Source organism: Rhodovulum sp. FJ3 (genome assembly GCF_032918305.1).
In the GTDB taxonomy this organism is placed as follows: domain Bacteria; phylum Pseudomonadota; class Alphaproteobacteria; order Rhodobacterales; family Rhodobacteraceae; genus SAT37.
This window is the reverse complement of record NZ_JAWJUU010000001.1, coordinates 499594-522640: the sequence shown is the minus strand read 5'-3', so window position 1 is coordinate 522640 and position 23047 is coordinate 499594. Positions and strand designations below refer to the sequence as shown.

General features: G+C 62.0%; 27 protein-coding genes and 1 tRNA gene. 20 read left to right on the top strand and 8 right to left on the bottom strand.

Annotated elements, in window-relative coordinates:
* Positions 1-47: 47 nt before the first annotated feature.
* Complete coding sequence (locus R1W00_RS02590) at positions 48-575, top strand: tetratricopeptide repeat protein (RefSeq protein WP_317261149.1); 528 nt, start codon at positions 48-50, stop codon at positions 573-575.
* A gap of 105 nt (positions 576-680) precedes the next feature.
* Positions 681-766 (top strand) — tRNA-Leu (locus R1W00_RS02585).
* 37 nt (positions 767-803) lie between these two features.
* On the opposite strand, the gene R1W00_RS02580 is transcribed toward R1W00_RS02585, so the two are convergent.
* The gene (locus R1W00_RS02580; RefSeq protein ID WP_317261148.1) at positions 804-1016 is read right to left on the bottom strand and encodes a hypothetical protein; all 213 of its coding nucleotides are present in this window, start codon (positions 1014-1016) and stop codon (positions 804-806) included.
* Between the two features lie 140 nt (positions 1017-1156).
* Positions 1157-1597: a MarR family transcriptional regulator gene (locus tag R1W00_RS02575; protein WP_317261147.1), complete on the bottom strand. Its 441-nt coding sequence runs from the start codon at positions 1595-1597 to the stop codon at positions 1157-1159.
* Between the two features lie 183 nt (positions 1598-1780).
* Between R1W00_RS02575 and R1W00_RS02570 the strand changes: the two genes are divergently transcribed.
* The 11 genes from R1W00_RS02570 (at position 1781) to ggpS (ending at position 12674) form a co-directional block, all read left to right on the top strand.
* Entirely contained in the window at positions 1781-2809 is a 1029-nt protein-coding gene (locus R1W00_RS02570) for a TRAP transporter substrate-binding protein (protein ID WP_317261146.1), read from the top strand.
* A 75-nt stretch (positions 2810-2884) separates the two neighbouring features.
* Complete coding sequence (locus tag R1W00_RS02565; RefSeq protein WP_317261145.1) at positions 2885-3382, top strand: TRAP transporter small permease; 498 nt, start codon at positions 2885-2887, stop codon at positions 3380-3382.
* Positions 3375-4766 (top strand): TRAP transporter large permease, encoded by a 1392-nt coding sequence (locus tag R1W00_RS02560; protein WP_317261144.1) that lies wholly within the window; start codon positions 3375-3377, stop codon positions 4764-4766. Before R1W00_RS02565 ends, R1W00_RS02560 begins: the two co-directional genes overlap by 8 nt.
* Before the next feature lie 15 nt (positions 4767-4781).
* Entirely contained in the window at positions 4782-5969 is a 1188-nt protein-coding gene (locus R1W00_RS02555) for a 3-hydroxybenzoate 6-monooxygenase (protein WP_317261143.1), read from the top strand.
* A 43-nt stretch (positions 5970-6012) separates the two neighbouring features.
* Positions 6013-6708: a fumarylacetoacetate hydrolase family protein gene (locus R1W00_RS02550; protein WP_317261142.1), complete on the top strand. Its 696-nt coding sequence runs from the start codon at positions 6013-6015 to the stop codon at positions 6706-6708.
* On the top strand, positions 6705-7352 hold the full coding sequence (gene maiA / locus R1W00_RS02545) for a maleylacetoacetate isomerase (protein WP_317261141.1): 648 nt from the start codon (positions 6705-6707) through the stop codon (positions 7350-7352). The genes R1W00_RS02550 and maiA overlap by 4 nt, the downstream gene beginning before the upstream one ends.
* A gap of 15 nt (positions 7353-7367) precedes the next feature.
* Entirely contained in the window at positions 7368-8441 is a 1074-nt protein-coding gene (locus tag R1W00_RS02540) for a cupin domain-containing protein (protein WP_317261140.1), read from the top strand.
* A gap of 3 nt (positions 8442-8444) precedes the next feature.
* Complete coding sequence (locus R1W00_RS02535; protein ID WP_317261139.1) at positions 8445-9008, top strand: maleylpyruvate isomerase N-terminal domain-containing protein; 564 nt, start codon at positions 8445-8447, stop codon at positions 9006-9008.
* Between the two features lie 208 nt (positions 9009-9216).
* On the top strand, positions 9217-10377 hold the full coding sequence (locus R1W00_RS02530) for an NAD(P)H-dependent glycerol-3-phosphate dehydrogenase (protein WP_410901522.1): 1161 nt from the start codon (positions 9217-9219) through the stop codon (positions 10375-10377).
* 2 nt (positions 10378-10379) lie between these two features.
* A complete protein-coding gene (locus tag R1W00_RS02525) occupies positions 10380-11162 on the top strand; it encodes an HAD-IIB family hydrolase (RefSeq protein WP_317261138.1) in 783 nt (260 codons plus the stop codon).
* A gap of 3 nt (positions 11163-11165) precedes the next feature.
* Positions 11166-12674 carry a glucosylglycerol-phosphate synthase gene (gene ggpS / locus R1W00_RS02520; RefSeq protein WP_317261137.1) on the top strand — a complete coding sequence of 503 codons (1509 nt, stop codon included), beginning with the start codon at positions 11166-11168 and terminating at the stop codon, positions 12672-12674.
* Here ggpS and R1W00_RS02515 read toward each other — a convergent pair.
* The gene (locus R1W00_RS02515) at positions 12671-13603 is read right to left on the bottom strand and encodes a LysR family transcriptional regulator (protein ID WP_317261136.1); all 933 of its coding nucleotides are present in this window, start codon (positions 13601-13603) and stop codon (positions 12671-12673) included. The genes ggpS and R1W00_RS02515 overlap by 4 nt on opposite strands.
* A 111-nt stretch (positions 13604-13714) precedes the next feature.
* On the opposite strand from R1W00_RS02515, the gene R1W00_RS02510 reads away from it, so the two are divergent.
* Both R1W00_RS02510 and R1W00_RS02505 read left to right on the top strand, forming a co-directional pair.
* Complete coding sequence (locus R1W00_RS02510; RefSeq protein ID WP_317261135.1) at positions 13715-14158, top strand: cupin domain-containing protein; 444 nt, start codon at positions 13715-13717, stop codon at positions 14156-14158.
* Positions 14159-14179: 21 nt separating this feature from the next.
* The gene (locus R1W00_RS02505) at positions 14180-14551 is read left to right on the top strand and encodes a hypothetical protein (protein WP_317261134.1); all 372 of its coding nucleotides are present in this window, start codon (positions 14180-14182) and stop codon (positions 14549-14551) included.
* A 40-nt stretch (positions 14552-14591) separates the two neighbouring features.
* Here the strand turns inward: R1W00_RS02505 and metG are convergent, their stop codons facing one another.
* Positions 14592-16313, bottom strand: a complete 1722-nt coding sequence (metG, locus tag R1W00_RS02500) for a methionine--tRNA ligase (protein WP_317261133.1) — start codon at positions 16311-16313, stop codon at positions 14592-14594.
* Positions 16314-16401: 88 nt separating this feature from the next.
* Positions 16402-17034 (bottom strand): hypothetical protein, encoded by a 633-nt coding sequence (locus R1W00_RS02495; protein WP_317261132.1) that lies wholly within the window; start codon positions 17032-17034, stop codon positions 16402-16404.
* Positions 17035-17169: 135 nt separating this feature from the next.
* On the opposite strand from R1W00_RS02495, the gene R1W00_RS02490 reads away from it, so the two are divergent.
* Positions 17170-18213, top strand: a complete 1044-nt coding sequence (locus tag R1W00_RS02490) for an aldo/keto reductase (protein ID WP_317261131.1) — start codon at positions 17170-17172, stop codon at positions 18211-18213.
* A 6-nt stretch (positions 18214-18219) separates the two neighbouring features.
* Here the strand turns inward: R1W00_RS02490 and R1W00_RS02485 are convergent, their stop codons facing one another.
* The gene (locus R1W00_RS02485; RefSeq protein WP_317261130.1) at positions 18220-18927 is read right to left on the bottom strand and encodes an NUDIX hydrolase; all 708 of its coding nucleotides are present in this window, start codon (positions 18925-18927) and stop codon (positions 18220-18222) included.
* On the bottom strand, positions 18888-19265 hold the full coding sequence (locus tag R1W00_RS02480) for a DUF983 domain-containing protein (RefSeq protein ID WP_317261129.1): 378 nt from the start codon (positions 19263-19265) through the stop codon (positions 18888-18890). Before R1W00_RS02480 ends, R1W00_RS02485 begins: the two co-directional genes overlap by 40 nt.
* A 249-nt stretch (positions 19266-19514) precedes the next feature.
* On the opposite strand from R1W00_RS02480, the gene R1W00_RS02475 reads away from it, so the two are divergent.
* The 4 genes from R1W00_RS02475 to R1W00_RS02460 all read left to right on the top strand — a co-directional run bounded on the left by R1W00_RS02475 (position 19515) and on the right by R1W00_RS02460 (position 21570).
* Complete coding sequence (locus tag R1W00_RS02475) at positions 19515-20039, top strand: EF-hand domain-containing protein (protein WP_317261128.1); 525 nt, start codon at positions 19515-19517, stop codon at positions 20037-20039.
* Between the two features lie 85 nt (positions 20040-20124).
* Positions 20125-20709 (top strand): RNA polymerase sigma factor, encoded by a 585-nt coding sequence (locus R1W00_RS02470; RefSeq protein WP_317261127.1) that lies wholly within the window; start codon positions 20125-20127, stop codon positions 20707-20709.
* On the top strand, positions 20702-21076 hold the full coding sequence (locus R1W00_RS02465; protein WP_317261126.1) for a dihydroorotate dehydrogenase: 375 nt from the start codon (positions 20702-20704) through the stop codon (positions 21074-21076). The genes R1W00_RS02470 and R1W00_RS02465 overlap by 8 nt, the downstream gene beginning before the upstream one ends.
* Entirely contained in the window at positions 21073-21570 is a 498-nt protein-coding gene (locus tag R1W00_RS02460) for a periplasmic heavy metal sensor (protein ID WP_317261125.1), read from the top strand. Before R1W00_RS02465 ends, R1W00_RS02460 begins: the two co-directional genes overlap by 4 nt.
* A gap of 7 nt (positions 21571-21577) precedes the next feature.
* Here R1W00_RS02460 and R1W00_RS02455 read toward each other — a convergent pair whose 3' ends face one another.
* Positions 21578-22954 carry a diguanylate cyclase domain-containing protein gene (locus tag R1W00_RS02455; protein ID WP_317261124.1) on the bottom strand — a complete coding sequence of 459 codons (1377 nt, stop codon included), beginning with the start codon at positions 22952-22954 and terminating at the stop codon, positions 21578-21580.
* Positions 22955-23047: the final 93 nt, after the last annotated feature.

Sequence of the window (23047 nt, the reverse complement as noted above, 5' to 3'; positions counted from 1 at the left end):
GTTGACCCATCGCCGATCTGCCCCATCCTTAGGTCATGCGACTTGCTATGATGGCCATATGTCTTGGCACGGCGGTCAACGCCGAAACCTGTCCCCCCGCGCCGGATCTGGAGCCGGACAAATCCCGTGTGCTAGAGGCCGTGCGCACCGCCCCGTCTGAGTTGCGGGCGCGGGAAATGGCGAACGAGATGTGGGAACTCTGGACCCGCGCGCCCGATGTCACCGCGCAGGAACTTCTGAACGAAGGGATCGACCGGCGGGAGGCATTCGATTTCGCGGGGGCCTTGGCGGCGCTAAATGCGCTGGTGGATTACTGCCCCAACTACGCCGAGGGCTATAATCAGCGGGCATTCGTGAATTTCATTCGTCAGGACTATGCCCTTGCGATTGTGGATCTGGACCGTGCGCTGGACCTGTCGCCGGATCATTTCGCGGCCATGTCGGGCAAGGCGCTTAGCCTGCTTGGGCTTGGGCGTCTGGATGAGGCGCATGTGGTGTTGCGCGAGGCGCTGACGCTCAACCCATGGTTACCTGAACGTGGTTTCTTGCCGGAACTTCAGGGCGAGCCGATCTAGGTCGTCACCCGAATAAAAATCCCGATCTATATCGCGCCAAGGCATTGTTTTTGCCCGCGCGCGGCGCTAGGCATATGTCCGGCCCGCAGGGGCCAAGCGTCGGTCGCGGGCGTGATGGAATGGTAGACATATCGGACTTAAAATCCGAAGGCCTTTGTGCCGTGTGGGTTCGAGTCCCACCGCCCGCACCACGTTAAATCCCAGACAGTTCAAAGGTTTGCGACCGTATTACCGGTCGTAGTGATCCCACGGGCGTAGCCCGTTGGCGATGGCCGTCATAGCCAGTGCAATAGCCGGTTTGATTTGCACATCTTCTCCGGCGCGGGCGCGCGCGACCAAGGTTTGCGCCTGATTTCGACCTAACCCCAAAGACCGTGTAATGTCCGCGCCTGAGGCGTGACCGGTCTGCTCCATCCATGCCAGAAAATCCTTGGCGGTCATTTCTGATTACTCCGAACTACTTAGCCGGACGATAGACAAAGCTTGTTAAGATTCACAACCCTGAGGTGAAGAAATTTCCCACAATTCTCCAGTATGTGCAAAAGTATCGCACACGATACACTTTTAACAGGATTTCTTGGCTATGTGTCTTTGTTTTCGTCGATCAATCGGGTCGTTCGCTCGATTAGATCACGTAAATGTGAAGTTTCATCCTCGCTAAGGCCCGGCAGGATGTCGACCTGAAGGGCGCTGACCACGGGGATGGCGCGGTCCAGAATCTCACGTCCGGTCGGGGTCAGAGTCACCTCTCTCGCGCGGCGATCTCGGTTGCTGATCGTGCGTTTGATCCAGCCCTTTTGCTCCAGCCGGTCAATCACCCCGCCGATGGTCGCGCGGTCATAGGCGATTTGGGCGGCGATGCTGGCCTGATCAATTCCGGGGGTGGTGGCGACGGCGTCCATGGCGGCAAATTGCACCGGCGTCAGGTCGAGGCCCGCCTCTTTGGTGCGGACCTGAAATACATGGGCCGCGTGTTGATGCAGGCGTCGAATCAAGTGCCCCGTCATGTCGCTGAATGCCATGTGTTCCCCCATATCCGCGTCTCAGTGGGTGCGCGGATCTCCCTGTATTTTTCGCCGAACGCGTCTTAGCCGAGCTGCATTAGTAAGTGTAGAGCCTTTTTCGGTTGACGCAATAATAGTAGGTACACATATTATATGTCTACATATTACAGGTCGACTCGCCTCGACCTCAGGGAGGACACCATGAACCAATTGACCAAGTTTCTTGGCGCAACCGGCCTTGGCCTGATGATGAGCACCGCCGCAATGGCCGAGGACGTGACGCTGTTGATGCATCACTTCCTGCCGCCGGTCGCGAATGCGCACAAAGTGATGCTGCAGCCGTGGGCGGACCGCGTGGCCGAGCAGAGCAATGGCCAGATCACCGTCGAAATCGCGCCCGCCATGGCGATGGGGGGCAAGCCGAACGAACTCTATGGTCAGGTGCGTGATGGGACCGCCGACATCGTGTGGACGCTGTTGGGCTATACCCCCGGTGTGTTCCCGCGCAGCGAGGTGTTCGAACTGCCTCTCGTGCATGCGGGATCGGCGACGGATACAACCATCGCCCTGAACGCGTCGATGGACCTGCTGGCCGAGGATTTTGACGATATCCATGTGCTGTTCCTGCACACCCACGATGGCAACCTGATCCACTCCGCAACCAAACCCGTGCGCACCTTTGAGGACGCGGCGGGGCTAAAACTGCGCACGCCGGGTCGGACCGGTGCGTGGGTGATTGAGGGCATGGGCGCCGAACCCGTGGGCCTGCCTGTTCCGGCCCTGCCCGAGGCGATGGCCAAGGGCGTCGTCGATGGCGCGCTGACCACCTATGAAATCGTGCCCGCGCTGAAGTTGCAGGAGCTGGACAAATACACCACCGAATTGCCCGACGGGGGCCGGTTCGGCACGGCTGTGTTTATGCTGGCCATGAACAAGGACGCGTATGAGGCCCTTTCGGATGACCTCAAGGCCGTGATCGACGCCAACTCGGGCACCAATATCGCCGCCGAGATCGGTGCGATGTGGGAAGGGTTCGAACAATCGGGCGTCGATGCCTTGGCCGCAGCCGGTGTTGAGAACATTGTTCTGTCCGAGGGTGAGGCCGCCAAGTTCAACGCCCAGAGCGAGGCCGTCGTCCAACGCTGGATCGACGAAGTCACCGCCAAAGGCATTGATGGGGCTGCGTTGGTTGATCAGGCGCGCGCCGCAATCGCGGCCGCCGGTCAATAACGCCAAGGGTCGGGCGCCACGAGGAGGGCACCCGACCCAATCAACCAATCCGACGCAAGATCAAGGGAGAGGATCATGCGCGCCATTCTCTGGCGAACCAGCGACCTGTTCGCGGCACTGGGCGGGGTGATTTTGGTCATCATCGTCGCTGTGACCACGACGAACACGACCGCCTTTATTCTGGACCGTCTGGCGGGCCTTTTCGGGCGCGATGTGGCGGGCCTGCCGGGGTATGAGGATTTCGTACAACTGGCGATCAGTGGCGCGGCCCTGATGTTCTTTCCGTTTTGTCAGGCCAATCGCGGCCATGTGGCGGTCGATCTGGTGATGCAGATGGCCCCCGCCGTTGTGCGCCGGACCTTTGATCGGGCGTGGTTGGCGGTGACCTGTGGGGTGGCTCTGTTTCTGGCCTATTGGATGGTGTTCGGATTGCTTGAGGCGAAATCGGACGGCGTGGTGATGGCCGTGTTGGGCTGGGCCGTGTGGCCGTTCTACATCCCCGGTATTCTGGCGATGATCCTGTGGGGGGCGGTGGCCCTGTCCCAGATGTTTGGCGAGGTCAGCCATGCTTGATCCCATCACCATCGGCATTCTGGGCCTTGTGGTTCTGTTCGCGCTGTTGTTGCTGCGCATGCCTGTTGGCATCGCGATGATCGTCGTGGGCATTGGCGGCACATGGGTCCTAAGCCTGTCTGTCCCGTTCGTCCGGTTCGTGCCCTACCTGCGACAGTTCAAATCCCTCCTGTGGGGGAACGTCGCGAACTATGACCTGTCGGTCGTGCCCTTGTTCGTTCTTATGGGCTATATCGCGGCCGAGGCGCGCCTGTCCTCGGACCTGTTCAAGGGGCTAGAGGCGCTGTTGTCCCGTCTGCGCGGCGGGGTCGCAATGGCGGCTGTGGCGGCCTGTGGGGGCTTCGGCGCGGTGTGCGGCTCGTCCCTTGCGACGGCGGCGACGATGGGCAAGGTCGCACTGCCCGAGTTGCGCAATCTTGGCTATGCGCCGCGACTGGCGGCGGGTGCTCTGGCCGCTGGTGGGACGTTGGGGATTCTGATCCCGCCGTCGGTCGCGCTGGTGATATATGCGATTATCGTTGAGGGCTCGATCCTCAAGATGTTTCAGGCGGCTGTGGTGCCGGGTCTGTTGGCGGTGCTGGGGTTCATCTTGGTGATCGCCGTTCAGGTGCGTCTGAACCCGTCGCTGGCCCCCGAACCCAAACCCATGCCCGCGGACGAACGCCGCGTGGCGATCCGCCGTCTGATCCCCGTCATAGCGATTTTCGGCGCGATTATCCTTGGTCTAGGGTTTGGGTTGTTCACGCCGACGCCTGCGGCCTCAATCGGGGTGTTCGTGATTGCGGTCTACGGCTTTGTCCTGCGGTGGCGCACGGGTGAGGGTCTGAACCTTGCGGGCCTGATGCGCGCCGTGCGTGCCACGGCCATCACCGCCGGTATGATCTATCTGATCCTGTTCGGGGCCGAGGTCCTAAAGGGCTTTTTCACCCGCACGGGTCTGCCCCAAGCCCTCAGCGATTGGGCGGCGGTCAGTGGTCTGGACCCGATGCTGGTGCTGATCATCATGCTGGTGATCTTTGTGATCCTAGGCTGTTTCATGGAAAGCCTTGCGATGATCCTTGTGGTCGTGCCGTTCTTTTGGCCGACACTGATCGCGTTGAACGGGGGCGATTATGTCACCGCCGAAACGGCCGCCTTTGGCATGGACAACGACAGCCTGAAAATCTGGTTCGGGATATTGGCCCTGATCGTGGTCGAACTGGGCCTGATCACGCCGCCTGTGGGTCTGAACGTATTCATCATCTCGTCGCTGACGCGGGACACGCCGATGTCGACGGTCTTTCGCGGTGTGCTGCCGTTTCTGGGGGCCGAGGTTATTCGCGTCGCCCTGATCCTGATGCTGCCCGCGCTAACCCTGATTGTGCCCCGATTGATCGGCGGCTGAGCGAGAGGAGACACCATGTCCGACCTTCCTATCATCATCGCCGGTGGCGGTATTGGCGGCCTTGCGGCGGCCTGTGGTCTGGCCCGCAAGGGGATCAAATCCATCGTGGTCGAGCAGGCCGCGCAACTGGGCGAGATCGGCGCAGGCATCCAGATCGGCCCGAATGCGTTTCACTGTTTCGACTATCTGGGCGTCGGGGATGAGGCGCGCGCGGTCGCCGTTTACATCGACCATCTGCGCCTGATGGACGCCAAAACGGCGGAGGATATTACCTCAATCCCGCTGGATGAGCCGTTTCGCAAATTCTACGGCAACCCCTATGCGGTGGTGCATCGCGCCGATCTGCACGGGGTGTTGTTGAAGTTCTGTGAGGCAAGCCCCCTTGTCGACATCCGCACCAGCCACGTCGTCACCGGATACGAGCAGGACGGGACCAGTGCGACCCTGCTGTGCAAGGACCGCGAACCGATCAAGGGTCGTATCCTGATCGGGGCCGAGGGGCTGCGCTCACCCATCCGGGGGCAGATGATCGGCGATGGTGAGCCGCGCATTTCCGGCCACACCACCTACCGGTCCGTCATTCCGACCGAACAGATGCCCGAGGATCTGCGCTGGAACGCGGCGACCCTGTGGGCGGGGCCGAAATGCCATATCGTGCACTATCCGCTGAAGGGCGGTAAGGTTTACAACCTTGTCGTCACCTATCACCGTGATGTCCAAGAGGCGATTGCGGGCCGCCCCGTGTCCAAAGAGGAAGTCGCCCAAGGGTTCGAACACATCCACCCCAAAGCGCGCCAGATCATTGAACACGGTTCGGATTGGAAGCTCTGGGTGCTGTGCGACCGCGATCCGATCTCGAACTGGGTCGACGGGCGTGTGGCGTTGCTGGGGGACTCGGCCCACCCGATGCTGCAATATTTCGCCCAAGGCGCCTGTATGGCGATGGAGGACGCGGTGGCCCTATCCCATTGCATCGAAACGGGTGGGGACGACATCGAAAACGCCTTGCAGCGCTATCAGGACATGCGCCGCGTGCGTACCGCGCGGGTGCAGATGAATTCGCGTCTGATCGGGGAATATATCTATCATCCCGACGACGCCAAGGCCGCCGTGCGCAACCACATCATGCGCGGGATGAGCGCAGATGATTGGTACAACCAGTTGAATTGGCTCTACGGCTCGAACGGGCTGGAAGAGGCCTGAGACCCAAACACGAAACGCGATTTTAGACAGACAGGACATGAACATGGCACTGGTATTTCCGCCCCAAGACACCCCCACCGTCGCCGTTGCCGACAGTGACGACCGCATCCCCGTGCGCCGCATTTTCTGCATCGGGCGCAACTATGCCGCCCACGCGCGCGAAATGGGCCGCGACCCTGATCGTGAACCCCCGTTCTTTTTCCTGAAGCCCGCCGATGCGGTGGTTGAGGACGGCGCGACCATCCCGTACCCGCCCCAGACCGAGAATTTCCACTATGAGGCCGAACTGGTCGCGGTGATCGGCAAGGGCGGCGTGAACATCGCCGAGGCCGATGCGCTGGACCACGTCTGGGGCTATGGGGTGGGCAATGACCTGACCCGCCGTGACCTGCAACTGATCGCGCGCGAACAGGGGCGTCCGTGGGATCTGGGCAAAGGGTTCGACCGTTCGGCCCCCATCGCGCCGATCCATCCCGTGTCCAAGGTCGGCCATCCGTCCAAGGGCTCGATCAAACTGACGGTGAATGGTGAGGTCAAACAGGACGCCGATCTGTCCGAATTGATCTGGTCGATCCCCGAGATGATTTCGATCCTGTCCCATTCGATGGAGCTGAAGGCCGGCGATGTCATCATGACCGGCACGCCCGCCGGTGTTGGCCCGCTGGTGCCCGGTGACGTCTGTGTCGTGACAATCGAAGGCGTGGGCGAGTTGACCACCACGATCGGGCCGCGCGCATGACGCTCAAGCTTCACAACTTTTTCCGGTCCTCGACCTCAACCCGCCTGCGGGCGGCGTTGAACCTAAAGGGGTTGGACTATGACTATGTCGCCTATGTGCTGCGTGACGGGGAAACCCGCACGCCCGCATATCTGGCGCGCAATCCACAGGGCTTGGTGCCGACGCTGGAACTGGATGACGGCACCAACCTGACCCAATCTCTGGCCATCATCGAATGGCTGGAGGAAACCCATCCCACCCCCGCGCTGTTGCCCGCCGATCCTTCGGGGCGTGCGCGGGTACGGGCGCTGGCCTATATGATCGCCTGCGAGATCCATCCGCTGAACAATCTGCGGGTTCTGTTCCGTCTGCGCGATCAGTTCGGCGCGGATGAGGAGGCGCAAAAAGAATGGTTCACCCATTGGGTCAGCACCACCTTTGATGCGCTTGAGGACGCTTTGGCCAGTAGTCCCGACACCGGCACCTACTGCCACGGGGATACCCCCGGTCTGGCCGATGTGTGTCTTTATGCGCAGGTCTGGAACAACCGCCGGTTTGACATCGCGCTGGACCCGTGGCCGACCATTTCGCGCATTTTCGCCGCGCTGGACGCACTGCCCGAATTCCGCAACGCCGCGCCCCCCAATCAACCCGACGCCACCTAAGCACAGGAGCCGCCCATGGACAACGCCATGCAACCCGAAGACACCCCGGAACTGCGCGCCCTTTATGAGGGGTTCAAGGAACATCACCTGAACCCGCTCTGGACGCAAACGGGGGACCTGATGCCGCTGCACCCTAAACCCAAGGCGGTGCCGCATGTCTGGAAATGGGCGGACCTGTTGCCGATGGCGGAAAAGTCGGGCGAACTGGTTCCCGTGGGCCGCGGGGGTGAGCGCCGCGCCATCGGTCTGGCCAACCCCGGTCTGGGCGGACGCGCGTATGTCAGCCCGACCCTTTGGTGCGCGATCCAATACCTGTGCCCAGGTGAAAACGCGCCCGAGCATCGCCATTCCCAAAACGCATTCCGGTTCGTGGTTGAAGGCGAAGGCGTCTGGACCGTCGTCAACGGCGATCCGGTGCGCATGTCGCGCGGAGATCTGTTGCTGACACCCGGTTGGAATTTCCACGGTCACCACAATGTCGCGACCGAACCCATGGCGTGGATCGACGGGCTGGACATCCCGTTCAGCCAACAGATGGACGTCGGGTTCTTTGAATTCGGGTCCGAGCGTGTGACCGACAACGCCACGCCGAATTTCTCGCAAGGGGAACGCCTGTGGTGTCATCCGGGCCTGCGCCCGCTGTCCCAGCTTCAGGACACAGTGTCCTCGCCCATCGGGGCCTACCGCTGGGACTTCACCGATCAGGCGCTGACGCAACAGCTGCTGCTTGAGGATGAAGGCAACCCCGCCACGGTCGAACAAGGCCACGCGGCGATCCGCTATGTGAACCCGACGACGGGCGGCGATGTGATGCCGACGATCCGTTGCGAATTCCACCGTCTGCGCGCGGGCACCGAAACCCAGACCCGCCAAGACGTCGGATCGTCGGTTTTTCAGGTGTTTGAGGGCGAAGGCGCGGTTGTCCTGAACGGCGAGGTCAAAAACCTGTCCAAGGGGGATTTGTTCGTGGTGCCGTCGTGGGTGTCGTGGTCGTTGCAGGCCGAGACACAGTTCGATCTGTTCCATTTCTCGGACGCCCCGATCATGGAGCGGCTGAACTTTATGCGCACCCAAATGGGCGGGGCCTAGGTCATGTCCGATCAGGACGCCGCCCGCGCCGCGCTGCGCGAAAAACAGGGGGCGGGCGCGCGATACGATGCCGACGCCGCCCCGCACGACGACCTGTTGCTGGCCCGTCGCGGGACGGCGTTTTTCGCGCGCAAACTGAATGAGCTTGGCGATGATGATCTGTCGGGCGCGTCTGCGCGGGACGGCTGGACGCGCCGCCATCTGATAGCGCATGTGGCCTATCACGCCCGCGCGCTGGCCCATGTGGTTGAGGGCGTGCGCATCGACGCGCCCGTGCCGATGTACCCCTCCGCCGCCGCGCGGGACGGCGAAATCGCGCTGGGCGCGACCCTGCCTGCGCAGGCGCTGCGCCATCTGTTCGATCACGCGGTCAAGCATCTGGACGTCGAATGGCGCGACCTGCCCGATGCGGGGTGGGGGGCGTCTGTGACCCTGATGGACGGGGGTGTCGTGCCGGTGTCCGATTTGCCGCGTTTACGCGCGGTCGAGGTGTGGCAGGGCGCGCTGGATCTCGACAACGGGGCGCGGATCGTGGACCTGCCGGTGATGCTGCGCCCGCACAAATAGTGGGCGGCGCTTTGCGGATTTCCTAAAAGTACAATTTAAAATCAATATTTTGCGGACTTTCTTTGCAGGTCCCTTTGACATGCTGCGTCTGCACGCTAGGCTTAAGGGTAGACATGTTGCTGTCTCGGGTTCTGTTGATGCGCCGCGCGCGTCCGTCCCAAATTGCAACCGCCGGGAGGGGGCGCGACCGATCCGCGGATCGTGAGAAATCAAAACAGAAACTGACCATCCGAGCACCCAAAAGGAGCTCCCTATCAAGGATTCGACCGCACATACCCCGTCTTCCCCTTATGATCGGATCGCCGTTCTCGGCGCAGGTGGCTGGGGCACAGCCCTTGCCACAGTACTTGCCCGAAATGGCCGCCAAGTCCGATTGTGGGCGCGCCGCCCCGAACAGGCCCGCGCCATCAACGACACTGGCCGAAACGATGCGTATCTGCCCGATGTCGATCTGCCCCCCGGTATCACATCCACGGCCGATCTGACGGCTGCTCTGAACGGGGTCGAGGCCGTGATCTTGGCCACGCCGTCCCTTACCCTGCGGTCTATGTGTCAGGCGATTGCCCCGATCATCCCCGCCGAAATTCCCGTCGCCCTTGCCTGTAAAGGCGTGGAACAGCGCACGGGATATCTGCTGTCCGAGGCCGCGTCTGAGGAACTGCCGGGCCATCCTATCGGCGCGGTGTCCGGTCCGACCTTTGCCCGCGAAACTGCGTTGGATCACCCCACAGGGGCGACCGTGGCCTTTCCGTTCCGCTATGCCGATCGTCTATCGCCCGAGCGCAGCACTGCCGCACGTCTGGCGGTGTCGCTGTCGGGCGGGGGCTTTCGCGCCTATGTGTCCGACGACCTGACGGGGGTTGAGGTCGGCGGCGCGGTCAAGAACGTGATCGCCATCGCCTGCGGGATGATGTCGGGGGCGGGGTTTGCCGAAAACACCCGCGCGGCCCTTGTGACCCGTGGCATTGATGAGATGAAACATCTCGCCGAGGCACTGGGCGGGCGACGCGAAACCGTCACCGGTCTGGCGGGGGCGGGGGACCTGATGCTGACCTGTGGCTCGACCACGTCGCGCAACATGTCCTTGGGCCATCAGCTTGGCCAAGGGATCGCGCGCCCGTCCTGTTTCGATGGCCGCCCTGTGGTGGTCGAGGGCGAGGTGAACGCGGTGTCCGTCACCGACCTTGCGCGTCGGATCGGGGTGGCGATGCCGATCTGCGAAACCGTGCACGCGATCCTGCACAAGGGCGCGGATTTACAGGACGCCTTTACCGCGCTCTGGGCCCGCCCGATTGAGGCCGAGCCAGCCGCGCTTGATCTGTCCCTATCCCATCCGTCGCCCGATCTGCCCCTGCAATTCAAGGCATAATCATGACCCATTACACCCAAACACGCCCCCCGATTTCGGGGCGGCGCATGACATTGGCCACCGATCTGGATGGCACCTTTCTTGGCGGGACCGAGGCCGAACGCAGCACGCTTTACGATTGGATCGAACAGAACCGCGATAGCATCGGTTTGATCTTTGTCACCGGTCGCGATCCCGCGTTCATCATCGAGATGTGCCGCGACCGTGGTCTGCCGTGGCCCGAGTACGTGGTCGGTGACGTTGGCACCACGATTGCCAAGGTGCGCGCCGACGGCACCATCGCGCCCATCCCCGCGCTGGAGGCCGATATCGCCCTGCGCTGGGACAATGCGGGCGCGCGGGTTGAGGCCGCGTTGGACGGCCATCGTGGCCTGACACGTCAACCGACCGAATTTCGCCACCGGATCAGCTATGACCTGAACCCCGACATCTATGATTGCCGCGCCGAAGAGATCGTGACCGATCTGGGGCTGGACTGGCTGATTTCGGACAACCGCTATTTCGACGTGCTGCCCCGTGGGGTGTCCAAGGGGCCGTCGATCACCCGCCTGATCGCGCATCTGGGGATTCCCCCCGAAACGGTGCTCTGCGCAGGCGACACATTGAACGATCTGTCGATGCTGATCTCAGGCCTGCCCGCCGTGGCGGTGGGCAATTCCGAGCCGCCCCTGTTGGCGCAAATCGACGATCATCCCCGCGTCTATCACGCCCGTGCCCACGGTGCCGCCGGCATCCTTGAGGCGATTGACGCGATGAACCTGCATGACATCCCGAAAGGAGTCTAACCCATGTCTTCGAACCTTGTGATTGTTTACCACCGTCAACCTTACGAAGAGGTCGAGGTCGATGGCAAAATCGAATACCGCGAAAACAAAAGCCCCAACGGCATTGTTCCCACGCTCAAGAGCTTTTTTGGCCGCGTGGACAAGGGCGCGTGGATCGCGTGGAAACAGGCCGATGATCCCGCCAATCCCGATTTCGAACAGGTGATCGAGATCGAGGATCAGCACGGCGCCTATACCGTGTCGCGCCTGCCGCTGACCGCCGAGCAGGTCCAGAGCTTTTATCACGTCTCCTCCAAAGAGGCGTTCTGGCCGATCCTGCACGGGTTCAAAGAGCGCTATAACTATGACCCCGTCGATTGGCCGACCTTTCGTGAGGTGAACTGGGCCTTTGCCGAGGCCGCCGCCGCCGAGGCCGCGCCGGGTGCGGTGATCTGGGTGCATGATTATAACCTGTGGCTGGTGCCGGGGTATCTGCGCACGCTGCGCCCTGATGTGAAGATCAGTTTCTTCCACCACACGCCGTTTCCGAATGCGGATATTTTCAACGTGCTGCCGTGGCGCAAAGAGATTTTGGAAAGCCTGCTGTGTTGCGACGTGGTCGGCTTCCACATCCCGCGTTATGCGAACAATTTCGTCTCTGCCGCGCGGTCCCTTTTGGACGTGGAAACCTTGCAGCGTGAAAAGGTCAAACCCGAGATGAAGGCGGAAACATCCGCCCTGTCCGAGCAATCCGTCGTCACCGAACTGGGCTATGAGGGGCGCAAAATCCGCCTTCAGAGCAGTCCCGTGGGCGTCGATGTGGACTATATCGAAACCCTGTCCAAATCGGACGCCACGGCGGCCAAGGTCGAGCAGATCAAACAGGAAATTGGCGATGGTCAATTGATCCTGTCGGTCGGGCGCACGGATTACACCAAGGGCGGCATCGAACAATTGGCCAGCTATGAGCGTCTGTTGGAAAGCCGCCCCGATCTACGTGGCAAGGTACGTTTGATGCATGTGTCCGTGGCGGCCAATTCCAACATGACCGCCTATGAGGAAATTCAGCAGGATCTGGAACAAATGGCCGGTCGCATCAACGGGCGCTATGGCTCGTTTGACTGGCAGCCGATCGCGCTGATCTCGCGGCCTGTGCCGTTTGATCAACTGGTGGCCTATTACCGCGCGGCGGATGTGGCGTGGATTACGCCGCTGGCCGACGGGATGAACTTGGTATGCAAGGAATATTGCGCGGCCCGCACGGATGAGGACGGGGTGCTGGTCCTGTCGGAATTTGCGGGGGCGGCGGTCGAACTGGCGACTGCGGTGCCGACCAACCCGTTTTCGCACAAATCCATGGACGGGGCGATTGAATACGCGCTGGACCTGCCCAAGGACGAACGCCGTGGCCGGATGCGCCTGAACCGCGAAATGGTGCGCAAGCTGGACATCCGCAACTGGGCCGAGGATCAGATGCAGGCGTTTGGCGGGGACCAAGGGGCCGTGATCGCCTTCTCGCGCGAAGTGGCCTAATCCCGCATGTCCAAGGCGCGCAACAGGTCAAAGATCTGTTGCCGCACCCAATGGGCCATCGGGTCATTGTCGGACCGCTTGTGCCAGATGCCGACGATCAGGGCGGGATCAACGGGCATGGGCGGTTCAAACAGGCGCAGGTCATAGGCGGTACGCACCTCATGCGCCAATTGCGCAGGGATCAGCGCGATCAGGTCGCTGCCCCGCACCACGCGGCACACGCCGGAAAAGACCTGTACCGTCATGGCCACGTGACGCTGACGCCCGACGCGGGCCAAGGAGCGATCCCCCAGCGAGGCCAGCCGCCCCTCGGGCGAAAACAGCACGTGGTGCAGATCGCAAAACAGGTCCATCGGCATCACATCGCCCTCGTCGATATGGGCGACACGCGGATTGCTGCGCCGTGCGATCACCACAAACGGCGACAGGAATAGGGCCTCGCGGCTGATCCAGCTGGGGATGGGGGCGTCGGGGATCAGGGCCAGATCGGCGTCATAGCGCTCGAGGCTGCCGATGTAATCGTCGGGCACCAGATCGACCAACTGTGCGCGGATGTTCGGCGCGGTTTCATAAAGCAGGCTACCCAATTGCGGCATCAGCATTTCCGCCATGAAATCCGAGGCCGAGATTTTGAACGTCCCCTCCGCCGTCGCGGGATCAAAGGCGCGGGGCGGGGCGAGCAGTGTTTCCAGCCGCGAGAGTTCCTCCCGCAACGGTCCCTGTAGGCCACGGGCATAGTCTGTCGGCACAAGTCGATTACCCTGACGCAGAAACAGCGGATCGTCCAACGCGTGCCGCATCCGCGAGAGGGCCGAGGACACCGCCGACTGCGATAGACCCAGCCGCGCACCGGCCTTGACCGTTGATCCCTCAATGAACAGCGCGTCCAGTACCCTGAGCAGGTTCAGATCAAAGGTCGCGAAATTCATGCGCTCGATATCCTTTATCTGGAATACGAATTTGTTTGATAACGTTACTGTGAACTAAAGTTGGGTCAACGGCCTTTGGTCGTTTGTTCAGGGTAAAAAGTAGGGGAAGCCATGGCGCAGCTAGAGGGACAGCCAGAGACGCTTGAGTGGTTGGGCGTCACATATAAAACCATTCTTTCAACCAGTGACACGGGCGGCGCGATGTCGATTGTCGACAGCACCTCCCCCGTTGGCAGCGGCCCGCCGCGCCACATCCACCACGCCGAAGACGAGACATTTGTGATCCTGACGGGGGCCTGCCGCGTCTGGATCGAGGGCGAGGAACAGCTGTTGAATGCGGGGCAATCGGCATTCATTCCGCGCGGCAAAGAACACACCTTTCAACCGGTCGGCGATCAGCCTTGCCGCCATTTGGTGATCCTGACGCCTGGCGGGTTTGAGGGTTTTTTTGCGGATATGGCGGCGGGCAAGTTCGCCATTCCAGACGACATGCCGTCGATCGTTGAATCGGGGGAACGGCACAACATGACATTCACCGGTCCGCCGTTGGATTAAGGGAACAAGGGAGTTTCAGGGATGAATACACTAGCAACGCGGTTCTATCTGGCCGCAGGAATTTTCGCGCTGTGCGGTATGGTTTGGGGCATTCAGATGTCGGCCACGGGCGATCACAGCCTGTCACCGGCGCACGGGCACCTAAACCTGATCGGGTTCGTGGCGATGGCGGTTTTCGGGACCTATTACGCGCTGGTCCCGTCGGCGGCGGCGTCCAAACTGGGCAGTGCGCATTTCGGTCTGGCGATCGTATCGGTGGTTGTTCTGATCCCGGGTATCGCGCGGGCCATTTCCGAACAGGGGGAGGCCTTGGCCAAAATCGGGTCGATCTTGGCGGTGCTGTCGATGCTGCTGTTTGTGGTGGTTATGATCCGTCACCGTAAACCGGTCTGACGGAGGCGCCCCGCGCGCTGTGATCGCGCGGGGCGTTTTGTTATTGGCGCACGCCCGCGAACTGGGCCTGCCATTCTTCGCGTTCGTCATCCGTGATCTTGCGGAACAGGTTCTCGGGCACCTCGAACGCATGACCGGCGGGCAGGGCGGACAGGGCGCTGTTCAGATCGGTGGGCCATTCGGCATTGTCGGTCTTCATCGCACCCAGCATCGCGCCCGAGGCATCGGGGATGAACGGCATCGACAAAACACCATAGGCACGGATCAGGTTCAGTGCGACGCGCACGATGGCGGCGGCCTGATCGGGGTTTTCCTTGAATGCGGTCCACGGGGCCGCCTCTTGCAGCCACTCGTTGCCCATCGCCCACAGAGCGCGCAGCGCGGTTGCGGCCTTGCGCACCTCCATCGCCTCCATGTTGGCGACGTATTCGGCCAGTTTCGCGTCAAAGCCCGCCAGTTTATCCAGATTGGCGTCGGTTGCGATATCGCCGCCCTCGGGCACGACTTCGCCGAACTTGGAGCGGCAGAATTTCGTGACGCGGCTGGCAAAGTTGCCCAGAACGTCGGCAAGGTCCTTGTTCACGCTGGCTTGGAAGTTTTCCCACGTGAATTCGCTATCGCTGCTTTCGGGCGCATGCGAGAGCAGCCACCAACGCCAGTAGTCGGCGGGCAGGATCGCAAGGGCCTGATCCATGAACACGCCGCGCCCTTGGGACGTCGAGAACTGGCCGCCGTCATAGTTCAGATAGTTGAACGATTTGATGTAATCGACCAGCTTCCAGTCCTCGCGCGACCCCATGATCGTCGCGGGGAAGGACAGGGTGTGGAACGGCACGTTGTCCTTGCCCATGAACTGAACATAGCGCACGTCGTCCGCGCCCTTGTCCGTGCGCCACCAACGTTCCCAATCCGCGTCGGTTTTGCCGTTGGCGTCGGCCCATTCGGCAGTCGCGCCGATATATTCGATGGGGGCGTCGAACCAGACATAGAAGACCTTGCCCTCCATGCCCGGCCAGTCCTGATCGCCGCGTTTCACCGGCACGCCCCATTTCAGGTCGCGGGTGATGCCACGGTCCTGTAGCCCGTCGCCATCATGCAGCCATTTCTTGGCGATCGAGGTCGTCAGCACGGGCCAGCCGTCCTGTGCGTCGATCCATTGGTCGATCTCGCCTTTCAGGGCGGATTGGCGCAGGTAAAGGTGCTTGGTCTCGCGCACCTCAAGGTCGGTCGAACCGGAAATCGCCGAGCGCGGCTCGATCAGATCGGTGGGGTCCAACTGCTTGGTGCAGTTTTCACACTGATCCCCGCGGGCCTTGTCATAGCCACAGTTGGGGCAGGTGCCCTCGATATAGCGGTCAGGCAGGAAACGGCCATCGGCGTTCGAATAGACCTGCTTTTCCGACACTTCCTGAATATACCCGTTCTCGGCCAGCTTGCCCGCGAAATGCTGGGTCAGGGCGTGGTTGCGCCCCGAGGACGAGCGGCCATAGTGGTCAAACGACAGACGGAACCCCCGCGCCAGTTCGGCCTGTTCGTCATGCATCCGCGCACAGTAATCGGCCACCTCTTCGCCGGTTTTCGCGGCGGCCAGTTCGGCGGGCGTGCCGTGTTCGTCTGTTGCACAGATGAACATGACCTCATGGCCGCGCTGACGCATGTAACGGGCGTACAAATCCGCCGGCAGCTGTGAGCCGACGAGGTTCCCGAGGTGTTTGATGCCGTTGATATAGGGCAGTGCCGAGGTGATCAGGATGCGTGCCATGGTGGGGCCTTCTGTTCCGGTTTCCCGCCCCGTTTAGCGCAGCCCCGCGCGATTGGCCAGTATTTGGCGACATGTCATGTGTACAGGGCTAGGGCGCATCGCGGATCTCCATCGGGCGGGGGTGCGCGGGGCTTAGGGTTTCGGGATCGGCGGTGGCGTGCAGGTGCCATGTCTTGGGCGGCGCGGTGCGCGCGCGCAGCCGGTCCAGACGCCACATGTTATGCTCGCCACCGTGACGCGGGGCCATGTGCCAACGGCTCTCCACCCCCGCCGCGCCGCCCTGACCGGGGGTCAGGATCAGACCGATGGGACGGCTGCGCCCCGTGGCGGCACCGGCCTCGGCCGCCAGATGCAACCGGCGCACGGGCGTCAAACCCGGCGGGTCGGGCAGATCGGCAATCACAAGGGGCACCGCGCCAGAGCGCAGGGTTTCCTCCATGCACCACAACAAATCGGTGGGGTGCAGGGGGCGCACATGGGTCAGACGTCCGGGCGGGATGAACGCGGCCACCGTGTCGGGGTACAGACGATCCGGTGCCCAATCCAGTTGGATCCAGAACACCGGCCCCTCGGTCGCCGCCGCCGCCATCAGGGCCAGCGTGCGTCGCGCACTGCCACAGATCTCATGCACCCGCCCAAGGGTCAGCGCGACAGGCCCCATCACCGTCAGATGGGGGGCAGGGCGGTGGGCGTGGGTGCGACTCAGCAACGGGATGCTCATGCCCCGCAAATTACCATGTTCTTATTTTGTTCTCAATTTCCATGCGTGGGTTCGGCGCGGAAAATTCGGGACAGGGGGTTGTGCCCCGACTGCCAGAGTTTACCTTTCGATCAAACCTAACAGGGAAGCAGAGATATGAAATTCCGCACATTGGGCCGTACGGGCCTGCAGGTGTCCGAACTGTGCCTCGGGTCGATGACATGGGGCAGCCAGAACACCATGGACGAGGGCCACGCGCAGATCGACATGGCGCTGGATGCAGGGGTCAATTTCATCGACACCGCCGAGATGTACCCCGTCGCTCCGATCTCCAAAGAAACCGTCGGCGACACCGAGCGTGTGATCGGCGAATGGTTCGCCAAGACCGGTCGGCGTGAGGACGTGATCCTTGCCACCAAGATCACCGGTGAGGGCCAAAAGGCCACCCGTGACGGCGCGCCGATTACGCGCGACACGATCCTGACGGCGGTGGATCAATCCCTGACGCGGCTAAAGACCGATTACATTGATGTGTATCAATTGCACTGGCCCAACCGCGGCTCCTATCACTTCCGCCAGAACTGGACCTATGACGCCTCGGGACAGGACACCGCCACCACGCGCGAGCATATGATTGAGGTTCTGGGCACGCTACAGGATCTGGTCTCGGCCGGTAAAATCCGCCATTTCGGCACCTCGAACGAAACTACATGGGGCATGGCACAATGGCTGCGCCTGTCGGACGAGGGCTATGGCCCGCGCGCGGTCAGCATCCAGAACGAATACTCGTTGCTCTGCCGTCTCTATGACCTCGATCTGGCGGAACTTGGCGTGCATGAGGACGTGACCCTGTTGGCCTATACGCCTCTGGCGGCGGGTCTGCTCAGTGGGAAATACGCGGGCGATGTCACGCCCGAAGGCACCCGTCGCAGCCGCGTTTCCGATCTGGGCGGGCGCATCACCCCGCGAGTGTGGGAGAGCGTATCGGCCTATCTGCGCGTGGCCAAGGATCACGGTCTGGACCCCGTTCAGATGGCGATTGCCTTTGTCCTGTCGCGCCCGTTTCCGGTGGTGCCGATCATCGGCGCGACCTCGCTGGATCAGTTGAAAACGGTGCTGGGCTCGGTTGATGTGACCCTGTCCGAGGACGCGCTGGCCGACATCGCGGCGGTGCACAAGGCCCACCCGATGCCGTTCTGATCGGGGTTAGACCAGCCGCTTGAAATGCGACAGATCGGTGCTGTTGTCGAAAAACGGCACCGATTGCGGCGGCAACCCACGGGTCAGGATCTGGCTGACCTCGCCCAAGACCACCTCGGTGATAAAGGGCAAATCGAATTCCCGCGCGCGGTCCAAGGGAACCCATTGCAGATGGGACAACTCATCCTGCGCGCCGGAAAAATCATCCAGATCACCGGCAATCCGGTCCGCATCCACCAAGAAAAACCGCGCATCGAACCGGCGCGGGCGGCCCTTGGGCGTGATGGCGCGAAAGATGAAATAGGCGCCGCCCGGATCGGGGACATAACCGCGTTCGGCAAATTCGACCCAATCGGCGGGCACGGGCGCAGGCCAATCGCCGCGCTGGCCAAGGATCAAACCGGTCTCTTCCCACAGTTCACGAATAGCGGCGATCACCATGGCGTCGGGCGCGGAGTGCGCACAGGCCTGACGCAGGCGCGCATCGCAAACCTCGCGCAGCGGCGTGTTCAGCGCGATCCGGTGATCGTCCGCATCCACCGCCCCGCCGGGAAAGACGAATTTGTTGGGCATAAAGGCCGCTTTGGACCCGCGCTGGCCCATCAGGACCTTGGGCGCGGTGTCGCGGTCGCGCAGCACGATCACCGTCGCGGCGTCGCGCAGCGCGCTTTTGTCTAGCTCTGGGCTTTGAACCCGTGCATCCGTTTCGCCCATTGGAACCCCACAATTGCGCCTTTCAGTCGGGGCAAAAGGTAGAGCGCCAGCGCGACACAGCCAACCGATAATGTGGACGCAAGAACCAAAGGTTCCGGTTGCCACTTGGTAAACGAGAAATGCAGGAACGGCGCCATCAGGTGCCCGACCACCAGAATGGTCAGATAGGCAGGCCCGTCATCGGCGCGGTGATGGTGCAGTTCCTCATGACAGACGGGGCAACTGTCGCGCACGGTCAAATAGCCGCTGAGCATGGGGCCTGCGCCACAGTTCGGGCATTTCCGGCGCCAACCGCGCAGCAGCGCAGGTTTCACAGCCCGTTCGTCGGTCGAAGTCATGGACGGCATTCCCTATTTGATCCCTATTCGGTCGGGCACGCCGGTTACGGCGCTAACGTTAACAATTCAAGCGTTATATGGGACCAAAGGCGTAATGTGATAGGGGGCGCATTGTCCTTGCGCCGGAATGTCGCAATTCGTTTTTTTGAATAAGTTTGAACTTTTTTCGACGGAAGCGCCGAACTGCCCCGTTCTATGTCCAGATCGCGATCAAAAAGAACAGTTTTTGAGTACACTGGAGAACAAAGAATGACACGCAAGATCCTTTTGAGCACCCTGTCGGCCCTGACCGTTGGCGCGATGCTGGCCTCGACCGTGGTTCCGGCCTCGGCCCGTGGATTTGGTGGCGGACATATGTCCTTTGCCGATCTGGACACCAACGGCGATGGCGTCCTCAGCGTTGAGGAAATGCAGGCCCCGATGTTGGAGCGGTTTCAATCGGCCGACACCGATGGCGACGGAAACCTGTCCGCCGATGAACTGAACGCCGCCGGCCCTGAAAAGGGTGAGGGCAAACGCTTTGGCGGTGGTAAGTTCGGCAAACATGGTGGCGAGCACGGCGGCAACCGTGGCGACCGCGCGGCCAAGATGATCGCCAATCTGGATGCCGATGGTGACGGCCTGCTGAGCCTCGAGGAACTCTCGGCCAACCCGAAACCGGCCCAGATGTTTGAAAAGATTGACGCCAATGGCGACGGCGCGATCTCGCAAGAGGAATTTGACGCAGCCCACGCAGAAATGGGCGGCAAATTCAAAAAGAAGGGCGCCAACTAAGGCCCTCACACCGGGTGTCCTGCCCCTGTGAGGGGGCAGGGCAGTCCATTGCGAGCACGCAGGAAACAGGTTACGCCGTTTTGGGATGAATATGGCTCTGGACCAGATGAACGAGATGTCGGACGAGACGCTCTTGGACCTGTATGGTCAGGGCGATCCGGCAGCGGCGCGGGCGCTGACGCTGCGGTTGACGCCGCGCGTTCTGGGTTATGCGGCGCGTCTTCTGACGGATCGGGCCGAGGCCGAGGATGTCACCCAAGAGGCGATGCTGCGCCTGTGGAAGATGGCACCCGACTGGCGCAGTGGCGAGGCCAAGGTGTCAACGTGGCTCTATCGTGTGGTGACGAACCTGTGCACGGACCGGTTGCGCCGGACGCGCGGGGTGGACATCGACGCCGTGCCCGAGCCTGAGGACGACCAACCCGCCGCCGATGAGCGCCTGCAACAGGCCACGCGCATGGCCGCATTGGACAAGGCGTTGGCGACGCTGCCGGATCGTCAACGCGAAGCCGTGGTCCTGCGCCACATAGAGGGGTTGTCGAACCCCGAAATTGCCGAGATTCTGGACATCAGCGTCGAGGCTGTCGAAAGTCTGACCGCGCGGGGCAAGCGCGCCCTCGCGGCGGCATTGTCCGATCAGCGCGAAGAACTGGGGTATAGCAATGGTTAAGCACACAGAAGACCACAGCCACCTTGATCTCTTGTTCCAAGAGGCCCGAGAGACGTCGATCGAACCCTCGAGCGATCTGTTGGCGCGGGTTCTGGACGATGGCTTGGCGCATATGCCGGTGGCCGAGGTTGCCGTTGCCCCCGTGTCCCGCGCCCCCGCATGGCGCCGGTTCCTGTCCGCGCTGGGCGGTTGGCCCGCGGCGGCCGGTCTGGTGACGGCGGCGGTGACGGGCGTGTCGATCGGATATGCCGCGCCGGGGCCGGTCGGGAATGTGACCTCGGGCTTTGGGCTGGAGATCGGGACAGGCTATGACGTGGTTGATCTGATCCCGTCGATGGATGGATTTTACGCGGAGGTCGAGGGATGAGCGCATCAGGTGACACCCCCACCAAGAGCAAACGGTTCTCGGTGACACGCATTGTGCTGGTGATCTCGCTGGCGGTGAATGTGGCCGTGGCAGGGTTGGTGATCGGGGCGGTTCTGAAACACGGGCCGCGCGATCATGACCGCCGTCCGCCCAAGTCCGAAATCCTAAGCTATGGCCCCTATACCAGTGCCCTGACCGAAGAAGACCGTGAGGTTCTGCTGGAGCGGTTGGTCGATGCACAGGGCGAAATCCGCGACAACCGGCGGGCGGTTAAGGCCGATTTCAAGCGCCTTTTGAACGCTGTTCGCGCCGAACCCTATGACCCCGCAGCGACCGCCGCCATCATGGCCGAGCAACAGGCGCGGGTGCAAAAGCAGATCGATCTGGTCAGCCGCGTCTTGCTAGAGCAACTGACCGAGATGAGCGCCGAAGAGCGAGAAGAGTTTGCGGACCGCCTGGAACGGGTCCTGCGTCGCGGCCCGCCCCGCAAGTAGGACGGGCCTAAGCGGCGAAACTATGCGTTGAGATGGTGTTGCGACCGGCGGCCTTGGCCTCATAAAGGGCAAGGTCGGCCTCTTGCATCATCTCCTTGGCGGCGTGGTGGCCGCGCGCACTGGTCGCCAGACCGATACTGATCGACACAAACAGGGCGTTGGCCGGTCCGTCGCTTAGGGTGACGGGCGTGGTGCGCACCGCCTCGCACAGGCGGGTCGCGACCACATTGGCCTTTGTTGGCGTGACACCGGGCAGCGCGACGAGGAATTCCTCGCCCCCCAGACGCCCGATCAGATCCTCGGGGCGCAAGTTCAGGCGCAGGGTTTTGGCCACATGCGCCAACACCTGATCCCCAACAAAATGGCCGAACTGGTCGTTGATCCGTTTGAACCGGTCCATGTCCAGAACCATCACCGCATAGGGGGTGGCGTTCGCCTGTGCCTCAAGCGCGATCCGGTCCAGATGGGGCAGGGCATAGCGCCGGTTATAAAGCCCCGTCAGCGGATCCACCGAGGCAAGGCGCAACCCGCGTGCCACGTTATCGCGCAACTGATCCGCGCGGTGTTTATGGGTCAGATGTTTCTGTAGGCGCAGGGCCAGCTCCTCGGCCGCAAAGGGCATGGTGATGACGTCATTTGCCCCCATGTCCAAGGCCAGCGCGGCAGTGTTCGTATCCCCGTCCTCAACCGCGATGATGATGGCCGCGTTACGCGTGCCGCTGGCCGAGCGCAGTTCGGACAGAAGGCGCAGGCCCTCACCCTTGCTGGCCAGATCGGCGGAGATCACGAACGCATCGGGCGGGGTGCCATCCGGACGCTGTACGACCGCATCGGCGCGCGACCCGATGATCAATCGCCCGATATGAAACGGTCCCAACGCATTGCGCCACGCCATCGCGGCCTCAGGTGAATAGGAAATCAAGGCGCAGGTGGTTTGCGGTGTAAACGCCGCGCCCGCCTCGCCAAAACCGGCGACATCGGACACGTCATGGCGCAGGTCCAATTCGCGCGCCACATCCCCGATGCGGATCAGGTTGCGCACCCGCGCAAGCAACTGCACCTCGTCAAAAGGCCGCGCGATATAGTCATCGGCCCCAGCACGCAATGCGCGCAGAGTGAACGCGCCCCCGTGCTCTTCGCCCATGAACACGACCGGAAGGGTGCCCAGCCCCTCAATCGCGCGCAGCCGTGCGGGAAGGGCAAGGATGGTGTCATCCTGCCCCATGTTTGCCAAAACAAGATCGGGATGAACCCGCGTGGCGATATCCACAGCGGTTTCAATGTCCGACGCCTGTTCGACGTGGTAAAAGGCCTGCGACAGGCGCACCTTGGTGACGATGCGACTGGTTGCGACCGGATCTAGAACCAGGATTGTTCCCGGCATTTCGCATCCCTCCGTTCTGGAAATCCCCATGCGTTGATCCTTTAGACCTTCGGCAATAAAGGTTAACAAACCCTTTAACGTTGCTTTGGGAAT

Coding starts and splice junctions, on each gene's coding strand:
- R1W00_RS02590 (WP_317261149.1), top strand. CDS start 48: ATGATGGCCATATGTCTTGGCACGGCGGTCAACGCCGAAACCTGTCCC.
- R1W00_RS02580 (WP_317261148.1), bottom strand. CDS start 1,016: ATGACCGCCAAGGATTTTCTGGCATGGATGGAGCAGACCGGTCACGCC.
- R1W00_RS02575 (WP_317261147.1), bottom strand. CDS start 1,597: ATGGCATTCAGCGACATGACGGGGCACTTGATTCGACGCCTGCATCAA.
- R1W00_RS02570 (WP_317261146.1), top strand. CDS start 1,781: ATGAACCAATTGACCAAGTTTCTTGGCGCAACCGGCCTTGGCCTGATG.
- R1W00_RS02565 (WP_317261145.1), top strand. CDS start 2,885: ATGCGCGCCATTCTCTGGCGAACCAGCGACCTGTTCGCGGCACTGGGC.
- R1W00_RS02560 (WP_317261144.1), top strand. CDS start 3,375: ATGCTTGATCCCATCACCATCGGCATTCTGGGCCTTGTGGTTCTGTTC.
- R1W00_RS02555 (WP_317261143.1), top strand. CDS start 4,782: ATGTCCGACCTTCCTATCATCATCGCCGGTGGCGGTATTGGCGGCCTT.
- R1W00_RS02550 (WP_317261142.1), top strand. CDS start 6,013: ATGGCACTGGTATTTCCGCCCCAAGACACCCCCACCGTCGCCGTTGCC.
- maiA (WP_317261141.1), top strand. CDS start 6,705: ATGACGCTCAAGCTTCACAACTTTTTCCGGTCCTCGACCTCAACCCGC.
- R1W00_RS02540 (WP_317261140.1), top strand. CDS start 7,368: ATGGACAACGCCATGCAACCCGAAGACACCCCGGAACTGCGCGCCCTT.
- R1W00_RS02535 (WP_317261139.1), top strand. CDS start 8,445: ATGTCCGATCAGGACGCCGCCCGCGCCGCGCTGCGCGAAAAACAGGGG.
- R1W00_RS02525 (WP_317261138.1), top strand. CDS start 10,380: ATGACCCATTACACCCAAACACGCCCCCCGATTTCGGGGCGGCGCATG.
- ggpS (WP_317261137.1), top strand. CDS start 11,166: ATGTCTTCGAACCTTGTGATTGTTTACCACCGTCAACCTTACGAAGAG.
- R1W00_RS02515 (WP_317261136.1), bottom strand. CDS start 13,603: ATGAATTTCGCGACCTTTGATCTGAACCTGCTCAGGGTACTGGACGCG.
- R1W00_RS02510 (WP_317261135.1), top strand. CDS start 13,715: ATGGCGCAGCTAGAGGGACAGCCAGAGACGCTTGAGTGGTTGGGCGTC.
- R1W00_RS02505 (WP_317261134.1), top strand. CDS start 14,180: ATGAATACACTAGCAACGCGGTTCTATCTGGCCGCAGGAATTTTCGCG.
- metG (WP_317261133.1), bottom strand. CDS start 16,313: ATGGCACGCATCCTGATCACCTCGGCACTGCCCTATATCAACGGCATC.
- R1W00_RS02495 (WP_317261132.1), bottom strand. CDS start 17,034: ATGAGCATCCCGTTGCTGAGTCGCACCCACGCCCACCGCCCTGCCCCC.
- R1W00_RS02490 (WP_317261131.1), top strand. CDS start 17,170: ATGAAATTCCGCACATTGGGCCGTACGGGCCTGCAGGTGTCCGAACTG.
- R1W00_RS02485 (WP_317261130.1), bottom strand. CDS start 18,927: ATGGGCGAAACGGATGCACGGGTTCAAAGCCCAGAGCTAGACAAAAGC.
- R1W00_RS02480 (WP_317261129.1), bottom strand. CDS start 19,265: ATGACTTCGACCGACGAACGGGCTGTGAAACCTGCGCTGCTGCGCGGT.
- R1W00_RS02475 (WP_317261128.1), top strand. CDS start 19,515: ATGACACGCAAGATCCTTTTGAGCACCCTGTCGGCCCTGACCGTTGGC.
- R1W00_RS02470 (WP_317261127.1), top strand. CDS start 20,125: ATGAATATGGCTCTGGACCAGATGAACGAGATGTCGGACGAGACGCTC.
- R1W00_RS02465 (WP_317261126.1), top strand. CDS start 20,702: ATGGTTAAGCACACAGAAGACCACAGCCACCTTGATCTCTTGTTCCAA.
- R1W00_RS02460 (WP_317261125.1), top strand. CDS start 21,073: ATGAGCGCATCAGGTGACACCCCCACCAAGAGCAAACGGTTCTCGGTG.
- R1W00_RS02455 (WP_317261124.1), bottom strand. CDS start 22,954: ATGCCGGGAACAATCCTGGTTCTAGATCCGGTCGCAACCAGTCGCATC.